Raw genomic sequence first — 16,647 nt, 5'->3', positions numbered from 1 at the left:
ACCGATGAAGATACGGCGATCCGCTTCATGAGACAAACGCAATATTCTTCTAAGAAAAGATGCAAATGTTTTATGGATGAGTCGCCACGAAGCGACGCCGGGCGCCACGCTTCGCGCAACACCGTTCGAATGATTCCTCGACAGATATTTCGTGCGCGAAATAAATCACGCACTATATTTCGCATACGAAATAACTCCCCGAATGAGGATGGCCATGACGTCAGAACCCGTCGAGTTTTGCGCCGCCGACGGCTATACGCTGCGCGGCACGCAGTGGTTGCCCGACACGGCGCCGCGCGCGCTGGTGTTGATCCATCCAGCCACCGCCGTGCCGGAGCGGCTGTACGCGGGCTTCGCGCGCTTCCTGACCGAACGCGGCTTCGCGGCGCTGACCTACAACTATCGCGGCATCGGTGCGTCGCGGCACGCGCGGCTGAGCGCGCTGCAGGCCCGCATGCGCGACTGGGTCGAGCTCGACGTGGGCGCGGCGATCGCGTGGGCGCGTCACGCGTACGCAGGGTTGCCGCTGCTGGCGGTCGGGCATAGCGTCGGCGGGCACGCGATCGGGCTGTCGGCCGGCACCGCGCACCTGCGCGCGGCCGTGCTCGTCGCCGCGCACGCGGGCAGCACACGGCTGATTTCCCGCGCGGCCGAGCGGCTGAAGGTGCGGCTGATCCTGCGCGTGCTCGGCCCGCTCGCGTCCGCACTGCTCGGCTACGTGCCCGGCAAGCGGCTCGGGCTCGGCGAGGACCTCCCCGCCGGCGTGTTCCGCGAGTGGAGCCGCTGGACCACGTTGCCGCGCTACTTCTTCGACGATCCGACGCTCGGGGCAGCCGAGCGCTTCTCGAAGCAGCAGTTGCCGATTCTCGCGCTCGGCTTCGACGACGATCCGTGGGCGAACCCGCCCGCGATCGACCTGCTGGTAAGCTACCTGACGCGGGCGGCCGTCGAACGCCGCCAGATCGATCCGAACGCCGCGGGCAGCGGACCGGTCGGACACATGGGCTTCTTCCGCAGCCGGCCAGGCACCGTGCTGTGGCCAGCGGTCGCAGACTGGCTCGCGCAGGCGCTCGACGCGCCGCGCGCGGCGGGTCGCCCGTCCCTTTCCATTGCAGCCGGGAACCGAGCTTGAGCGAAGACCGACGACTGTTTTTCCTGTTGACCATCGGCCAGCGGCGCGTGCAGCGCTGGGTCGATCGCAAGGCCGAGACCGATGCGCGCGCCAGCGCCGCGCAGGCCGGCGTGCTGTTCTGCCTCGCGAGGCAGGACGGCGCGCTGATCGGTGAAGTCGGCGCGGCGCTGCAACTGGCGCCGTCCGCGATGACGGGGCTCGCCGACCGGATGGCGAAGGCGGGCCTGGTCGCGCGTCACGCCGATTCGGACGACGGGCGTGCAACGCGCCTGTTCCTGACCGACGAAGGACACGCGGCGCTCAAGCGTGCGCGCGTGGCGCTGCGCGAGCTGAACGGCAAGCTGTGCGATGGGTTTTCCGACGACGAACTCGACGTCGTCGCGCGCTGGCTGCACGCATTGCAGGACCGCTTTCCGACCGAACGCTGAACGGCGTCGGCGGTGCGATCCATCGGCACGAGGCCGCGCAATCGATAGCGATTCCGATGCGCGCTTTCGATTCGGGTTCCGAACTTTCAGGCGGCAAATTGTACGTTCCGGATGCACCGCTTCGGCAACGCTTTCCGGCTATGTCCTGTTTCAAAAGATTGCCGCCCGCGCCGTATGTCGGCCGCCTGCATTGCTATCCACGTCGATGCATTCGTCTTATGCACGGACTGGCCTTCCCGTGGCATCAGTTGCCGCGACGCCCCTCGCGTCGCGGCAGCGTGCCCGCTTGCGTGTCAATGCATGTCGGTCAGCACGATGCGGCCGTCGACCTTCCCGTCGCGCAGCCGCGCGAATATGTCGTTGATGTTGCCGAGCCGGTCACGATGGATATGCGCGCGCACCAGCCCGTCGGCCGCGAAATCGAGCGATTCCTGCAGATCGCGACGCGTGCCGACGATCGAGCCGCGCACCGTGATGCCGTTCAGCACGGTCGAGAAGATCGGCAACGGGAAATCGCCGGGCGGCAGGCCGTTGAGCGCCACCGTGCCGCCGCGCCGCACCATCCCGAGCGCCTGCGCGAACGCGCTGCGCGACACGGCCGTGACCAGCACGCCATGCGCCCCGCCGATCTCCTTCTGGATGACCTTCGCCGGATCGTCCGTCGACGCATCGATCGTCAGTTGCGCGCCAAGCTGGCGAGCGAGTTCGAGCTTGGCCGGCGACACGTCGATCGCCGCGACGTGCAGGCCCATCGCGCGCGCGTATTGCACGGCGACGTGGCCGAGCCCGCCGATACCCGAAATCGCGAGCCACTGGCCCGGACGCGTGTCGGTGACGCGAATCCCCTTGTAGACGGTTACGCCCGCGCACAGGATCGGCGCAATCTCGTCGAACGCGACCTGCGCGGGCAGATGGCCGACGTAGTCGGGATCGGCCAGCACGTATTCCGCGTAGCTGCCGTTCACCGAATAGCCGGTGTTCTGCTGCCCGTGGCAAAGAGTTTCCCAGCCGGTATGGCAGTACTCGCAGTGACCGCATGCCGTGTAGAGCCATGGCACGCCGACGCGGTCGCCCTCGCGCACGTGCGTGACGCCCGCGCCGACCGCCGCGACGACGCCCACGCCTTCGTGTCCGGGAATGAACGGCAGCGTCGGCTTCACGGGCCAGTCGCCGTCGGCTGCGTGCAGGTCCGTGTGGCAGACACCCGACGCCTTGATGTTGACGAGGATCTGGCCAGGGCCCGGCGTCGGGATCGGCACTTCCTCGATGCGCAACGGTTCGCCGAACGCGTGCACCACCGCCGCTTTCATGGTTTGAGTCATGCGTCGCTCCTGTCTGGTCGATGACCGGGCCAGTATCCGGGCTCGAAACCAAAACGCATTGATGCGCATCAACGGGGCAGAAATCGTGCGCGCCGGCGGCGGCGGATTCATCGCGGACGTGGTTGCGCGCGCCGCCGGTCCCGGTGCCGGCTTGAACGTCCCGCCGCTGCGTTCTCGGCCATTTCGGCAGGTTGTCGGAGCACCCGTGGGCTACCGCCGTTTTGCTTGGAATTTGTAATGATATAACATATCATTTCGTAAGCTCGTCCATCCGAAGCCGTTCCGTCCGGGTGGCCGAGTGGCGCCGAGTCATATCCAAAAGGGTCACTGCGCGTCGCAGACGCAACAATATATCGTATCCAGTCGTGGCCCGCACGTCTCGTTTCCCTATCAAATTCCAACCGATTCCAATCGATTCACCGACCATGCGCGACCTCCCTCGTCTACCGCTTCGCCCGCTCACGCCCGTTTCGCTGATGCTGTTCGCCGCCGTCGCGCACGCGCAGGCCGACACGCCCGCCTCGTCGACGCCGACGCACACCACGCCGCTCGCGCCGATCTTCGTGACCGCGAACCCGCTCGGCGACACCGAGCTGATCTCGCCGACCGTGCAACTGTCCGGCGACGCGCTGACGCGCCGCCAGGCCGATTCGCTCGGCGAAACGCTCGACGGCCTGCCCGGCGTATCGACCACCACCTACGGGCCGATGGTCGGCCGCCCGATCATCCGCGGGATGGACGGCGACCGGATCCGACTGCTGCAGAACGGCGTCGCCGCCTACGACGCGTCGTCGCTGTCGTACGACCACGCGGTGCCGCAGGATCCGCTGTCGATCGAGCGCGTCGAGATCGTGCGCGGGCCGGCCGCGCTGCTGTACGGCGGCAACGCGGTCGGCGGGGTCGTCAACACGATCGACAACCGGATTCCGCGCGAGGCGATCGAAGGCGTGACGGGCGCGCTCGACGCACGCTACGGCGGCGCCAATTCGGTGCGCGCGGGTGCCGCGCAGGTCGAAGGCGGCAACGGCCGCTTTGCGTTCCATGTCGACGCATTCGACCGGGAAACGAGCAAGCTGCGGATTCCCGGCTACGCGCGCAGCAGCCAGCAACGGGCGATCGACGCCCCCGACACGCCGCAACCGTACGGCAACGTGCCGAACAGCGACGGCCGCGTGCATGGCGGCGCGCTCGGCGCGTCGTACACGTGGGCCGATGGCTTCGCGGGCCTGTCGTACAGCGGGTACGAGTCGAACTACGGCTCCGTCGCCGAGGACGACGTGCGCTTGCGGATGCGCCAGGAACGCCTCGCGCTCGCGTCCGAGGTGCGCAACCTGAGCGGCCCGTTCACGAAACTGAAGTTCGACTTCGCGTACACCGACTATCGCCACAAGGAAGTCGACAACGGCGAGACGGCCACCACCTTCCGCAACCGCGGCTACGAGGCGCGCATCGAGGCGCGGCATCGCCGGATCGGCCCGTTCGAAGGTGCGATCGGGGTTCAGTTCGGCCAGAACACGTTCTCGGCGCTCGGCGACGAAATGCTCGTGCCGTCGACGCGAACGAACAGCGTCGCGCTGTTCGGTCTCGAGGAATGGCAGGTCGTCCCCGCGCTGAAGCTGAGCCTCGGCGGGCGCTTCGAGCACGTGAAGGTCGATCCCGATCCGGCCGGCATCGAGAAATTCGCGGCCGCGCAACCGCGCGACTTCAATGCCGGCAGCGTATCGGCCGGCGCGCTGTTCTCGCTGACGCCCGTGTGGTCGTTCGCGGCGAACGTCGCGTACACGGAACGCGCGCCGACCTTCTACGAGTTGTACTCGAACGGCCCGCACGACGCGACCGGCCAGTTCCTGATCGGCAACCCGAACGCGTCGAAGGAAAAGGCCGTATCGACCGACCTGTCGCTGCGCTATGCGAGCGGCCCGAACCGCGGCAGCGTCGGCGTGTTCTACAACCGCTTCTCCAACTACCTGACCGAGTACAACACGGGCCGCATCGTGAACGGCGAAGGCGAACCGGTCGCGCCCGGCGCCGGCGATACGCTCGACGAAGCCATCTATCGCGGCGTGCGCGCCGAGTTCTACGGCGTCGAACTCGACGGCAAGTGGCGCGCGTTCTCGCGGCGCGGTCACACGGTCGACCTGGAACTGACCGCCGATTACACGCATGCACGCAACGTCGACACCGGCCAGCCGCTGCCGCGCATCGCGCCGCTGCGCGCGACGCTCGCGGCCGACTATGGCTACGGCCCGTTCGGCGCGCGCGCGCAGATCACGCACGCGTGGTCGCAGCATCGCGTGCCCGACAACGACTTTCCGACCGACGGCTACACGTCGCTCGGCGTGATGCTCACGTACAAGTTCCGTGTCGGCCCGACGCACTGGCTCGCGTACCTGCGCGGCGACAACCTGACGAACCAGGAGATCCGCTATGCGACCTCGGTCGTGCGCGGCTTCGCGCCGCAAGGCGGCCGCAGCGTGATGGCCGGTCTGCGCACGACGTTCTGATCGCCGGACGGCCTGCGGCGCCGGCCGCGGGCCGGGTCGAACGGGCGCGCATTCTTACGTCTCTTTTACAGGGCCAAATCGGGCGCTCCCGAGCGTCCGAACGTCAATGCGCGATTCACCCGTAAATTAACGAACATACCAATCGGACGATTTGAGAAAACGACCAGTACTTATTTATTTTCGGCAAGAAGTCGATTTTCATGTCCGCGTATGAACGCGAAGATCATCGGTGATTTTCGAGCCTTTCTTCAGATCTAGAAAGCCCAACCGGCGGGGGTTTCCAGCGAAATAGAATGAATATCAGGGTTTTCGATGGGTAAAGAAATATCCGGCATTCCCGTTAATCACGGCACGGGCCTGCACGCGGTCGAACAATAAATTCCCATCGCCAACCACTCGCACAGAGGCACATCGTGAAAATCGCCAGAATAACGATCAAGACAAAACTGCTTGGCGGCTTCGGTTTGCTCGCCGCAGTCGTCGTCATCGTGTCGGGCATGGCGCTGAAAGCGCTGTCCGATACGAACGACGAGTTTTCCCGGTACATGAACGGCCTTAATGCGCGCGCAAACCTGTCCGCGCAAATCCGTACCGCGGTCGACCGGCGCGCGATCGCCGCGCGCAACCTGGTGCTCGTGACCACGCCGTCCGACATCCAGCTCGAACTGGCCGAAGTGCAGCAGGCGCACAAGGACGTGCAGGACCGTCTCGCGAAGCTGAAGGACATGATGGCGAATGCGACCGACACGACTGACCGCGCGCGCGAACTGGTCGCCGAGATCGCGCGCGTCGAAGCGAGCTACGGGCCCGTCGCGCTGAATATCGTCGGGCTCGCGCAGGCCGGCAAGAAGGACGAGGCGACCGCCGATATCGACAATCGCTGCCGTCCGTTGCTTGCGCAACTGGTTCGCGCCACCGATGCGTACGCAACCTATACGCACGAGCGCGAAATCGCGATCGCGCAGGCATTCGCGGATCGCTACGCGTTCGAGCGCAACTTGCTGCTGGCCATCTGCGCAATCGCGATCGCGGTGGCGGTGGGCGGCGCCATGTGGCTGACGCGCAGGATCACCGCACCGATCGTCGCGGCAGTCGACGTCGCGCGCACGGTGGCCAATGGCGATCTCGGCAGCCGCATCAGCGTGAGCGGCAACGACGAGACGCGCGACCTGCTCGACGCGCTGCGCACGATGAATGCGCGGCTGATCGACATCGTCGGTCGCGTGCGCGATTCGTCGAACAGCATCGCGCACGCGGTAGGCGAGATCGCATCGGGCAATCTCGACCTGAGCCAGCGCACCGAGGAACAGGCCGCATCGCTGCAGGAGACCGCCGCGACGATGGAGGAATTCACGTCGACGGTGCGCCTGAACGCGGAGAACGCGCAGCAGGCGAGCACGCTCGCCGCGAACGCGTCGGACGTCGCGCTGCGCGGCAGCGCGGTGGTCGGCCGCGTGGTCGATACGATGACGGAGATCGGCAACAGCTCGTCGAAAATCGCGGACATTACCGGGATCATCGAAGGCATCGCATTTCAGACCAACATCCTCGCGCTGAACGCGGCCGTCGAGGCGGCACGCGCGGGCGAACAGGGCCGTGGCTTCGCGGTCGTCGCGAGCGAGGTGCGCAGCCTCGCGCAACGTTCGTCCACCGCCGCGAAGGAAATCAAGGAGCTGATCTCGGCATCGGTACAGACGATCCAGGACGGCTCGGCGCTCGCGGGCGAAGCCGGCAAGACGATGTCGGACGTGACGCGCGCCATCGCGCGCGTCACCGACATCATGGGTGAAATCGCGGCCGCATCGGCCGAACAGAGCCGCGGCATCGACCAGGTGAACCTGACGATCACGCAGATGGACGAGACGACGCAGCAGAACGCGGCACTCGTCGAACAGGCCGCGGCCGCGTCGAAATCGCTCGAGGCGCAGGGCCGCGATCTGTCGGAGACGGTGTCCGCGTTCCGGATGCCGGCCGGCGAACATGCAGCGTCGGCACGCGCGCGCGCGCAAGCAGACGACAGCGCGTCGCACTGGCGCGCTGCTGCCGCGTAACGCGTCACGCGTCGCACGGAACACGGCCCGGCTGCGCGTCGCCACCGCCTGCGCGCGACGGTCGTCGCGCTCGTGCGAACCTGAAACGCAAGGTGTCGCGCGGCACGCTCCATGTGTCCGCGGCACGCACCCTCGCCGCGTCGACCACGCACATCGCGATCGATCGAAGCGATTTCGATCGATACGGAATACGATCGGGCGCGTCCGTCCACGATCCCCTTTCTCCAGGATCGCCCTCTTCCGTTGCACACGCTGCCGCGCAATTTCCGGTCCCGACCGCCCTGCACGCGATACGGAAAACATTGAACCGACGTGCGAATTCGCCGATCGCGGTCATGCACTTTTAAATCAGGCGAATGACGAGTATCCTAAAAAAAGCACTCCACGTTCGAACGGCGAATCGCGTTCCCTGATTCCCGTCCGCTCGTATCGCGGCCCCATCGCGCCACGCGTCGATGGCGGCGTCCGCCTCGCGCCCTGGCCGCACGAACTTTCCCCAACCATTCGCAGGAGAGCTGGTGAGCCGACTCGTCGTCGTATCCAATCGTATTGCAGATCCCCGTAAAGCCGCGGCAGGCGGGCTCGCCGTGGCCGTGAAAGACAGCCTGCAGGAATCGGGCGGCGTCTGGTTCGGGTGGAGCGGCCGGCTGCGCGGCGACGACGAACGCCCCGCGCATGGCGACGACGTGCAGATCCAGAACGTCGGCGGCATCCAGCTCGCGACGATCGATCTCGATCCGCAGGATTACGACGCGTACTACCTCGGCTACTCGAACAACGTGCTGTGGCCCGTGTTCCACTACCGCCTCGATCTCGCGCAGTTCGACCGCCGCTTCGCGGACGGCTACCGGCGTGTGAACCAGTTGTTCGCGCGCAAGCTGAGCACGCTGCTGCGACCCGACGACGTCGTCTGGGTCCACGATTACCAGCTGATTCCGCTCGCCGCCGAACTGCGTGCGACGGGCTGCACGAATCCGATCGGCTTCTTCCTGCACATTCCGATGCCGCCGCCGCCGATCATGGCCGCGATCCCGGAGCACGAGTGGCTGATGCGCTCGCTGTTCGCCTACGATCTCGTCGGCTTCCAGACCGAATCGGATCTCCTTCACTTCGAGCACTACGTCGAAGCGGAAGCCGGCGCCGCGCGGCTACCGGACGGCCGCCTGCAGGCGTTCGGCCGCACGCTGTCGGCCGGTGCGTTCCCGATCGGCATCAACGTCGACGAATTCGCGGCGCTCGCGGAGAACCGCGACGGCATCGACATGTTCGAGCGGATGCGCGACGAGTATTCGCGCCGCCAGTTGCTCGTCGGCGTCGACCGGCTCGACTACACGAAGGGGCTGCCGCAGCGCGTCCACGCGTTCCGTCAGTTGCTCGAACAATATCCGGAGAACCGCAACCGCGCGACGCTGATCCAGATCGCCGCACCGAGCCGCGAGGATCTCGGCGCGTACGACGACCTGCGGCGCGAGATGGACAGCCTGTGCGGCGCGATCAACGGCGATTACGGCGAACTCGAGTGGATGCCGATGCGCTACATCCACCGCACGGTCGCGCGCAAGCGCTTGCCGGGCCTCTACCGCGCGAGCCGCGTCGCGCTCGTCACGCCGCTGCGCGACGGGATGAACCTGGTCGCGAAGGAGTTTCTCGCCGCGCAGGACGAGACCGATCCGGGCGTGCTCGTGCTGTCGCGTTTCGCGGGCGCGGCCGAGCAGTTGAAGCCCGCGCTGCTCGTCAATCCGTACGACACGCAAGGCACCGCGCAGGCGATCCAGCGCGCGCTCACGATGCCGCTCGACGAACGCCGCCAGCGCCACGACGCGCTGATGGCGATCGTGCGCAAGACCGACGTGCACTGGTGGCGCACGCGCTTTCTCGACGCGCTCGCCGAAGCGGCGGAAGTCGCCGCCGCAGCCGAGTCCTGACGCGCCACGTCCTGCCGCACGCTCACACGCCGTTCGTCTCGCGGTCGAGCACCGCGCCGTTTACGTCCCGTACCGCCACCGGGACGTGACTTCGACACTGAAACGCGCATGCTGCGCGACATCGACCGATACGTGCGCCTCGCTCATCGCGACTCCGTGACTGGAAAAGGGGAAATGAAACGTCGGCGCAACGCCATGCCGGCAAGGTTGAATCGCCGTGACGGTGCGGCGCGCTCGTGGCCCCCGCCGGCTGCGCGACAGGCTCGCGCTTCAGCGTTCGGGTTCGCGCGGCGGGCCGTATGCGACGAAATCGCGCTCGATCGCCGACGCCTGCTCCGGCGTATTCGCGCCCGCGCAAGGCCCGGGATCGGTCGTGGATGGCACGGCGCCAGGCGCCTCGCGTCCGTCGATCAGCGCCTGCAACGCATCGCGTTCGAGCACCTCGCACGCGAGCAGCCGGCGTGCGATCCGCTCGAGCGCATCGCGACGTTCGCCGAGCGTCGACGCGACGCGCGCATGCGCATCGGTCAGCAGCGTATGCACCTCGTCGTCGATCATCCGTGCGGTGTGCTCACTGCAGCGCCCCTCGCCCGAATGCCACGCGCCCGGCATGCCAGTGCGCGCATCGCCGTCGTCGAAGGTGACCAGCCCGATCCGCTCGCTCATTCCGTACTGCATGACCATGTGGCGCGCCATCGCGGTCGCGCGCTCGAGATCGTTCTGCGCGCCCGTCGACACGTCGCCGAATACGAGTTCTTCCGCGACACGCCCGCCGAGCAGCGCGTCGATCCGATCGAGCAGCTCGCTGCGGCGCAGGACGTAGCGATCCTCTGTCGGCACCTGCTGCGTATAGCCGAGCGCGGCCACGCCGCGCGGAATGATCGACACCTTCTTTACCGGATCGCAATGCACGCGGCTTTCCGCGACGAGCGCATGGCCGGCCTCGTGATAGGCGATCGTCAGCTTCTCTTGCGCGTTCATCACGCGGCTCTTGCGCTCGAGGCCCGTCAGCGCGCGATCGATCGCCTCGTCGAAGTCGTCCATCCCGATCGCCGGCTTGCCGAGTTCCGCTGCATGCAGCGCGGCCTCGTTGACGACGTTCGCGAGATCGGCGCCGACGAAGCCCGGCGTGCGCGACGCGAGTTCGCCAAGGTCGACGTCGGCCGCGAGCTTCACGCGCTTCACGTGCACGCCGAGGATCTGGCGGCGGCCGTTCACGTCGGGCCGGTCGATCGCAATGTGACGGTCGAAGCGGCCCGGGCGTAGCAGTGCGGGGTCGAGAATCTCCGGCCGGTTGGTCGCGGCCATGATGATCACGCCGGAGCCGGCCTGGAAGCCGTCCATCTCGACGAGCAACTGGTTCAGCGTCTGCTCGCGCTCGTCGTTGCCCGACATCGGGCCGACCCCGCGCACCTTGCCGAGCGCATCGAGCTCGTCGACGAACACGATGCACGGCGCCTTCTGCTGCGCCTGCTCGAACAGGTCGCGCACGCGCGCCGCACCGACGCCGACGAACATCTCGACGAACGCCGAGCCGCTGATCGAGAAGAACGGCACCGCCGCCTCGCCCGCCACCGCGCGCGCGAGCAACGTCTTGCCGGTGCCGGGCGCGCCGACGACCAGTACGCCCTTCGGAATCTTGCCGCCGAGCCGTTGGTAGCGATCCGGATCGCGCAGGAACGCGACGAGCTGTTGCAGCTCGGCCTTTGCTTCGTCGATGCCCGCGATGTCGTCGAACGTGATGCCGGTTTCCTGCTGCACATAGACGCGTGCGCGGCTCTTGCCCATCCCGGTGAAATCCTGCAGCCCGCCGCGCTTGCGCAGCATCAGGTTCCAGATGAACACGAACGCGACGAGCGGCACCAGCCACGACGCGAGCGACGCGATCCAGCCGTTGTCGGACGCGCCGTGGAAGCGAATGCCGGCGGCGGTCAGCGTGTCGATCAACTGCGGGTCGGTCACGCGGTTGGTGGCGAAGTGCGGCGGCGCGCCCTCCGACTTCACGGCCGCGACTTCGGACGCAGGCAGCATCGCGCCGGCCTGCGGCATCGTCAGCGTGCCCGTGATCGTCGTCGATCCGATCTCGAGATCGTCGACGAGCCGCGCGGCGACGAGCCGATGGAAATCGCTGTACGCGATCAGCGTCGACGTCGGACGCAGCATCAGCAACTGCGCGGCGAACAGCACGAAGAAGCCCGCCGCGATCAGCAATCCTGCGTAGTCGAATTTCCTGTCCATGGCATCGGGCCGGCCGGTCACGCCGCTGCGCGCTTATGCGTGCCCGCGCGCCGGGCCGGCACGCGGCATCGGCAACCACGCGCAGACGGAACGCATCCGCGTCATCTTCGCCTCGTTTCATCGCATGAATGACACCGCGAAGGCGCGCCACGCGCCGTTCGCGCGGACGACGCACGGCAACGCGCCGCCCATGATTCAAGTCTAGTTCGCGCGCAAGCGTCGCGCATTGTCCGACAAACAGCTTTCATCGAGGCGGGCGGCCACGTTATAGTCGCGTTCATGACATTTCCGTGACAGCCGGCGTCGCCCCGCCCCGGCGCGACGCCGGCCGTTGCGTCCCGTCCCGCGTAGCGGCAGGCCGCGCGACACTGCCGCGCATCGAACGACAACCGCCCATCCGAGGAGCTCACGACGTGAACGACACCCCCGATCGCCCCGACGACCTTCCCGTTGATCCCGACCGCCGCCGCATGCTCGGCGGCCTCGCAGCGCTCGGCGCCGGCGTCGCGCTCGGCGGCTGCGAGACCACGCCGGGCGGCGCGCCGCGCACCGCCGCCGACCTGCGGCTCGACGACGCGCTGCGCCGCCAGGTGCGCCACATCGTCGTGATCTATGCGGAGAACCGCAGCTTCGCGAACCTGTATGGCGACTTCCCCGGTGTGCGCTACCCGCTGAGCGAGGTTCGGCCCGAGCATGCGCAGCAGCTCGATCGCGACGGCAAGACGCCGTTGCCGGTGCTGCCGAAAATCTGGGGCGGACTCGTGCCGCAGGCGCAGGAAGTGGACGGCAAGCGCTACGCGATCGCCGAGCGCGACATCGACAAGCTGCCGAACGCGCCGTTCCGGATCGCCGACGCGCAGGGCAAGCCGCTGCCCAATGGCGTCATCACGCGCGACCTGTGGCACCGCTTCTACCAGAACCAGATGCAGATCGCGGGCGGCCGCAACAACCAGTTCGCCGCGTGGGCCGATTCGGGTGGCCTTGTGATGGGCCATTACCGCAATTCCGCCGACACGCTGCGGCTGTGGAACCTCGCGCGGCAATACACGCTGTGCGACAACTTCTTCATGGCGGCCTTCGGCGGTTCGTGGCTGAACCACATGTTCCTGATTTCCGCGCAGCCGCCGATCTATCCGGATGCACACCGGCATCCGCACGCGGCGAAGCTGCTGTCGAAGGTCGACGGCGACGATCCGGCCGGCACGCGGCTCACGCTCGCCGCCGATTCGCCGGCGTCCGCGCTCGACGGCCCGCCGAAGTTCGCGGTCGACGGCCCGCTGACGCCCGACGGCTACGGCGTCAACACGATGGCGCCGCCGTACCAGCCGAGCTACGTGCCGCCGGCCGATCCGGGCAACGCTGCATACGCGGATCCGGCCGACCATCGCGTGATCCCGCCGCAAGGCCATGCGACGATCGGCGATCGCCTGTCGGAGAAGAACGTCGACTGGGCGTGGTACAGCGGCGCGTGGCAATACGCGCTCGAGCACCGCGACACGGGCACGGTGCCGGATTTCCAGTACCACCATCAGCCGTTCAACTACTTCGCGAACTATGCGCCCGGCACCGACGCGCGCCGCAAGCACCTGCGCGACGCGGGCCTCGGCGACGAGCCGTCCACCAACCGCTTCATCGCCGACATCGACGCGGGCCGCCTGCCGGCCGTCGCGTTCTACAAGCCGCAAGGCAACCTGAACATGCACGCGGGCTATGCGGACGTCGAATCCGGCGATCGCCACATCGCGAACGTGATCGAACGCATCCGGCGCGGCCCGCAGTGGGCGAACACCGTGATCGTGATGACGCACGACGAGAACGGCGGCTGGTGGGATCACGTCGCGCCGCCGGTCGGCGATCGCTGGGGCCCCGGCTCACGGATTCCCGCGCTCGTGATCTCGCCGTTCGCGAAGAAGGGTTACGTCGACCACACGATGTACGACACGAACTCGATCCTGCGCTTCATCAGCCGCGTGCACGGGCTCGCGCCGCTCGACGGCGTCACTGCGCGCGACAAGGCGTTCGCGTCGCGCGGCGCGACGCCGCCGGGCGACCTGACCAACGCGCTCGATCTCGGCTGACGGCCTGTCGACGCGCCACCGACGTCCGCCTGAAACGACGACGCCCCGGTGCAACACGGTTGCCCGGGGCGTCGTGCTTGCCTGTTCAGGCGACGCTACGCGACGCTGCGCAGCGCCTCGCTTGCCGAACGCGCGGCATGACGGCCGGCCTGCCGGCCGAAGAACGTCGCATCGGCCAGCGACAGCCCCGAACTGTACCCGGCGCCCCAGCGCGGCAGCCCGCAGCTCGTGCGGCCGGCCGCGTAGAGGCCCGCCACCGGCACGCGCATGGCGTCGAGCACCTGTCCGGTCGGCAGCGTATCGAGCCCGCCCAGCGTGAAATGCGGATAGAACGCATAGTCGATCCGGCAATCGAGCGCGACGAACGGCGGCTCGATCAGCGGCGTCAGCCACTTCTTCGCCTTGTGGAACAACGGATCGACGCCTTCGGCCGCGTGGCGGTTGTAGACGTCGACGGTCGCCGTCAGGGTGCCGGCCGGCATCTGCAGGTCGCGTTCGACTTCTTCCCATGTCTCGCCCGCCGCCGCGATGCCGATCCGCGCGATCGCGGGCGGCTCCTGGTAGGTCGCCTGGTCGGCCAGCAGGTAGATGCGGTCGTCGGCCTGGTGGAACGCGTGATGCCCGGTGCGGCCGTGATAGCCGTCCTCGTTGATGAAGCGCTGGCCGCGCGCGTTCACGAAGATCCCGCGGATCAGCGATTCGGGCGCGTAGAACGGCAGGCTGACGAAACCCTGGTCCATGTGGATCGCGGCCCCGCCCGCGCTCTGGCCGAGCAGGATGCCCGAGCCGTCGTCGCCCGGGCTGCCGATCGGTTCGTCCGAGCGCAGCAACTGCGGCGCGTGCCGGCGCACCATGTCGCGGTTCATCGCGAAGCCGCCCGCGCACAGGATCACCGCACGGCGCGCCCGCACGCATGCCGTCTCGCCGTACGCGCGCAGCACGACGCCGCGCACCACGCCGGCGTCGTCGACGATCAGCGCCAGGGCGCGCGTGTCGTAGCGTGTCGACACGCCGAGCGCCTGCACGCGCCCGGCCAGCACGCGCATCAGCAGCTGCCCGCCGCCCCAGCCCGGCCATTGCGGTGTGTGCCCGCGCGGGCACGGCTTCGCCGCCTCGCTGAACGGCCAGGCCTCCTCGCTGCCGGACCAGATCAGGCAATCGTCCGTTTCCGGTTCGACGATTCGCTCGGCGATGAACGTGTTCTTGTACGTGAGGCCCTGCGCGACGAGCCAGTCGTGATGCGCGAGGCTCTCGTTCGCGTAGAGACGCACCTTCGCCTCGTCCGCGTCTCGGCCGCCCGCGAGCATCAGGTAGCGGTACAGGTCCTCGGTATCGTCGCCGAAGCCGGCCTGCCGCTGCGCAGGCGTGCCGCCACTGCCGCCGAGGTAGATCTCGCCGCCGGACAGCGCGCTCGTGCCGCCGTAGCTCGATGCGCGCTCGACGATCAGCGTGTCGGCGCCGGCGCTCGCGGCTTCGATCGCCGCGCACGCGCCGGCCGCGCCGAAGCCGACGATCACGACGTCGTGTTCGGCGTCCCAGCGACGCACGTCGCGGACGTTCAGGGGGCGGGTCAGGGAATAGTCGGATGACATCGCGTAATGGTTCTGCGTGAAGGGAATGGGTGAAAGGCGGGGGTCGTGGCGAAGCACCGCCGGGCAGGCAGCCCGACACGGACGTCGGCGCGTGGTCGATGCGAGCGCTCGAGCGTGCGCATGCGAGCCGCGCCGGGTGTCATGGGCGGGAAATTCGAACGACGACGGGAAACCGGATGGGCGACCCGCTGCGCATGTATCGCGGTGCGCCACCCGGTCTGTCCGCCAGGACGCCGCCGCATCGCGACGGCTGCCGGGCGACATCGAATCGGCGCGGCGCACGGCCGCGCCAGCGTCACATGCCGCGCAGCGCGGCGAAGCCGAAGTGCGACGGATCGATCGGTACGCAACCCGTCGGCAAGCCGTTGGAGTCGACCGAGCGGCATTGCAGGATGCCGGCCGCATACGGCGGCGACGGGACCTGTTCGGCACCATATCGCGCCATCGCCATGGCCGCGAACGTGCCTATCGCCAATACGCACAGCTTGCGAGTCGTCAGTCTCATGATCGTCGTCCCCTCCGGTTGGCCGCTATCGCGGTTCGAGTCCGGCGACTGACCACATGCAACGGCGCCGGATGGCTGCACGGTAGCCAGTGCCGGCCCGCCGGCCATCGTCCATTTCGACTAGGGGCAAACACGAATCGGGCTTCATGCGGCGCACCGCACTGCAGCATTACTGCGCGACCGGTTCGACTGAAGGACCTGAAAACCGTCTGCCCCGGCTTGTTGCGATGGGCTGCGTCACCGTCAGCCGGATGCCGCGCATGCGCCGCTGCATCGCAGCATCAGACGTTGCTCCGCCGTCGGCCCCGGTGTTTTCCCCGATCCTTACCCTGCTCCGTATGGATGATGAGCATCGATCGGTCCGATGCGAACCTGCGCGTCGACGTCGCAATGCCGCCGCGTCCGCGCTCGCGGCGCGGCAAACGCTTTCCGTTCACTCACGGGAGTACCGCATGACCGATTCGAATCCCCGCCACGCGCTGTACGAACTTGCGTGCCGTTACGCGCAAGCCGTCGACCGGCGCGACTGGCCGCGCCTCGCCACGCTCTTCACCGCCGATGCGCAGCTCGACGGCCCCGGTTTCCGCTTCGACGACCGCGACGCGATCGTCGCCGGCATGAGCGTGATCGAGCGCTACGAGACGACCCAGCATCACGTGCACAACCAGCTCGTCACGCTCGACGGCGGCGAAGCCGATGTCGAGACCTACGGCGTCGCGTGCCACGTCTATGTGCGCGACGGCGTGAAGCGCAAGCTCGACTGGGGGCTGCGCTATCGCGACCGCTGCGTGTTCGACGGCGGCACGTGGCGCTTCGCCGCGCGCACGCTGCACGTCGACTGGTCGCAAGACCTGCCGCTGGAGGGCTGAACG

At 67.8% G+C, this 16,647-nt stretch carries 11 protein-coding genes; 7 read left to right on the top strand and 4 right to left on the bottom strand.

The window, feature by feature from the left end; all coding sequences use genetic code 11:
- Positions 1-214 precede the first annotated feature (214 nt).
- Positions 215-1,132, top strand: a complete 918-nt coding sequence (locus tag WS75_RS05225) for an alpha/beta hydrolase family protein (protein ID WP_059679724.1) — start codon at positions 215-217, stop codon at positions 1,130-1,132.
- Complete coding sequence (locus WS75_RS05220) at positions 1,129-1,560, top strand: MarR family winged helix-turn-helix transcriptional regulator (RefSeq protein ID WP_059679472.1); 432 nt, start codon at positions 1,129-1,131, stop codon at positions 1,558-1,560. Before WS75_RS05225 ends, WS75_RS05220 begins: the two co-directional genes overlap by 4 nt.
- Before the next feature lie 293 nt (positions 1,561-1,853).
- Here WS75_RS05220 and adhP read toward each other — a convergent pair whose 3' ends face one another.
- Positions 1,854-2,882, bottom strand: a complete 1,029-nt coding sequence (adhP, locus tag WS75_RS05215; protein ID WP_059679471.1) for an alcohol dehydrogenase AdhP — start codon at positions 2,880-2,882, stop codon at positions 1,854-1,856.
- A gap of 425 nt (positions 2,883-3,307) precedes the next feature.
- Between adhP and WS75_RS05210 the strand changes: the two genes are divergently transcribed.
- From WS75_RS05210 to otsA, 3 genes are all read left to right on the top strand, one after another.
- Positions 3,308-5,386, top strand: coding sequence for a TonB-dependent receptor (locus tag WS75_RS05210; RefSeq protein ID WP_257129323.1), 2,079 nt, complete (start codon positions 3,308-3,310; stop codon positions 5,384-5,386).
- Positions 5,387-5,799: 413 nt separating this feature from the next.
- Positions 5,800-7,437: a methyl-accepting chemotaxis protein gene (locus WS75_RS05205; protein ID WP_059679469.1), complete on the top strand. Its 1,638-nt coding sequence runs from the start codon at positions 5,800-5,802 to the stop codon at positions 7,435-7,437.
- A gap of 518 nt (positions 7,438-7,955) precedes the next feature.
- Positions 7,956-9,362, top strand: coding sequence for an alpha,alpha-trehalose-phosphate synthase (UDP-forming) (gene otsA / locus WS75_RS05200; RefSeq protein ID WP_059679468.1), 1,407 nt, complete (start codon positions 7,956-7,958; stop codon positions 9,360-9,362).
- Between the two features lie 270 nt (positions 9,363-9,632).
- Here otsA and ftsH read toward each other — a convergent pair whose 3' ends face one another.
- Positions 9,633-11,600 carry an ATP-dependent zinc metalloprotease FtsH gene (ftsH, locus tag WS75_RS05195; protein ID WP_059679467.1) on the bottom strand — a complete coding sequence of 656 codons (1,968 nt, stop codon included), beginning with the start codon at positions 11,598-11,600 and terminating at the stop codon, positions 9,633-9,635.
- 413 nt (positions 11,601-12,013) lie between these two features.
- Between ftsH and WS75_RS05185 the strand changes: the two genes are divergently transcribed.
- Positions 12,014-13,678: an acid phosphatase gene (locus tag WS75_RS05185; protein ID WP_059679465.1), complete on the top strand. Its 1,665-nt coding sequence runs from the start codon at positions 12,014-12,016 to the stop codon at positions 13,676-13,678.
- A gap of 95 nt (positions 13,679-13,773) precedes the next feature.
- On the opposite strand, the gene WS75_RS05180 is transcribed toward WS75_RS05185, so the two are convergent.
- Both WS75_RS05180 and WS75_RS05175 read right to left on the bottom strand, forming a co-directional pair.
- Entirely contained in the window at positions 13,774-15,270 is a 1,497-nt protein-coding gene (locus WS75_RS05180) for an FAD-dependent oxidoreductase (RefSeq protein WP_059679464.1), read from the bottom strand.
- Positions 15,271-15,565: 295 nt separating this feature from the next.
- Positions 15,566-15,775 (bottom strand): hypothetical protein, encoded by a 210-nt coding sequence (locus WS75_RS05175; RefSeq protein WP_059679723.1) that lies wholly within the window; start codon positions 15,773-15,775, stop codon positions 15,566-15,568.
- 452 nt (positions 15,776-16,227) lie between these two features.
- On the opposite strand from WS75_RS05175, the gene WS75_RS05170 reads away from it, so the two are divergent.
- Positions 16,228-16,644 (top strand): nuclear transport factor 2 family protein, encoded by a 417-nt coding sequence (locus WS75_RS05170; protein WP_059525569.1) that lies wholly within the window; start codon positions 16,228-16,230, stop codon positions 16,642-16,644.
- Positions 16,645-16,647: the final 3 nt, after the last annotated feature.

This window comes from Burkholderia sp. FL-7-2-10-S1-D7, assembly GCF_001524185.1.
GTDB classification, from domain to species: Bacteria; Pseudomonadota; Gammaproteobacteria; order Burkholderiales; family Burkholderiaceae; genus Burkholderia; species Burkholderia diffusa.
Note: the sequence above shows the minus strand (reverse complement) of the source record. Positions and strands in the feature narration are given on the sequence as shown.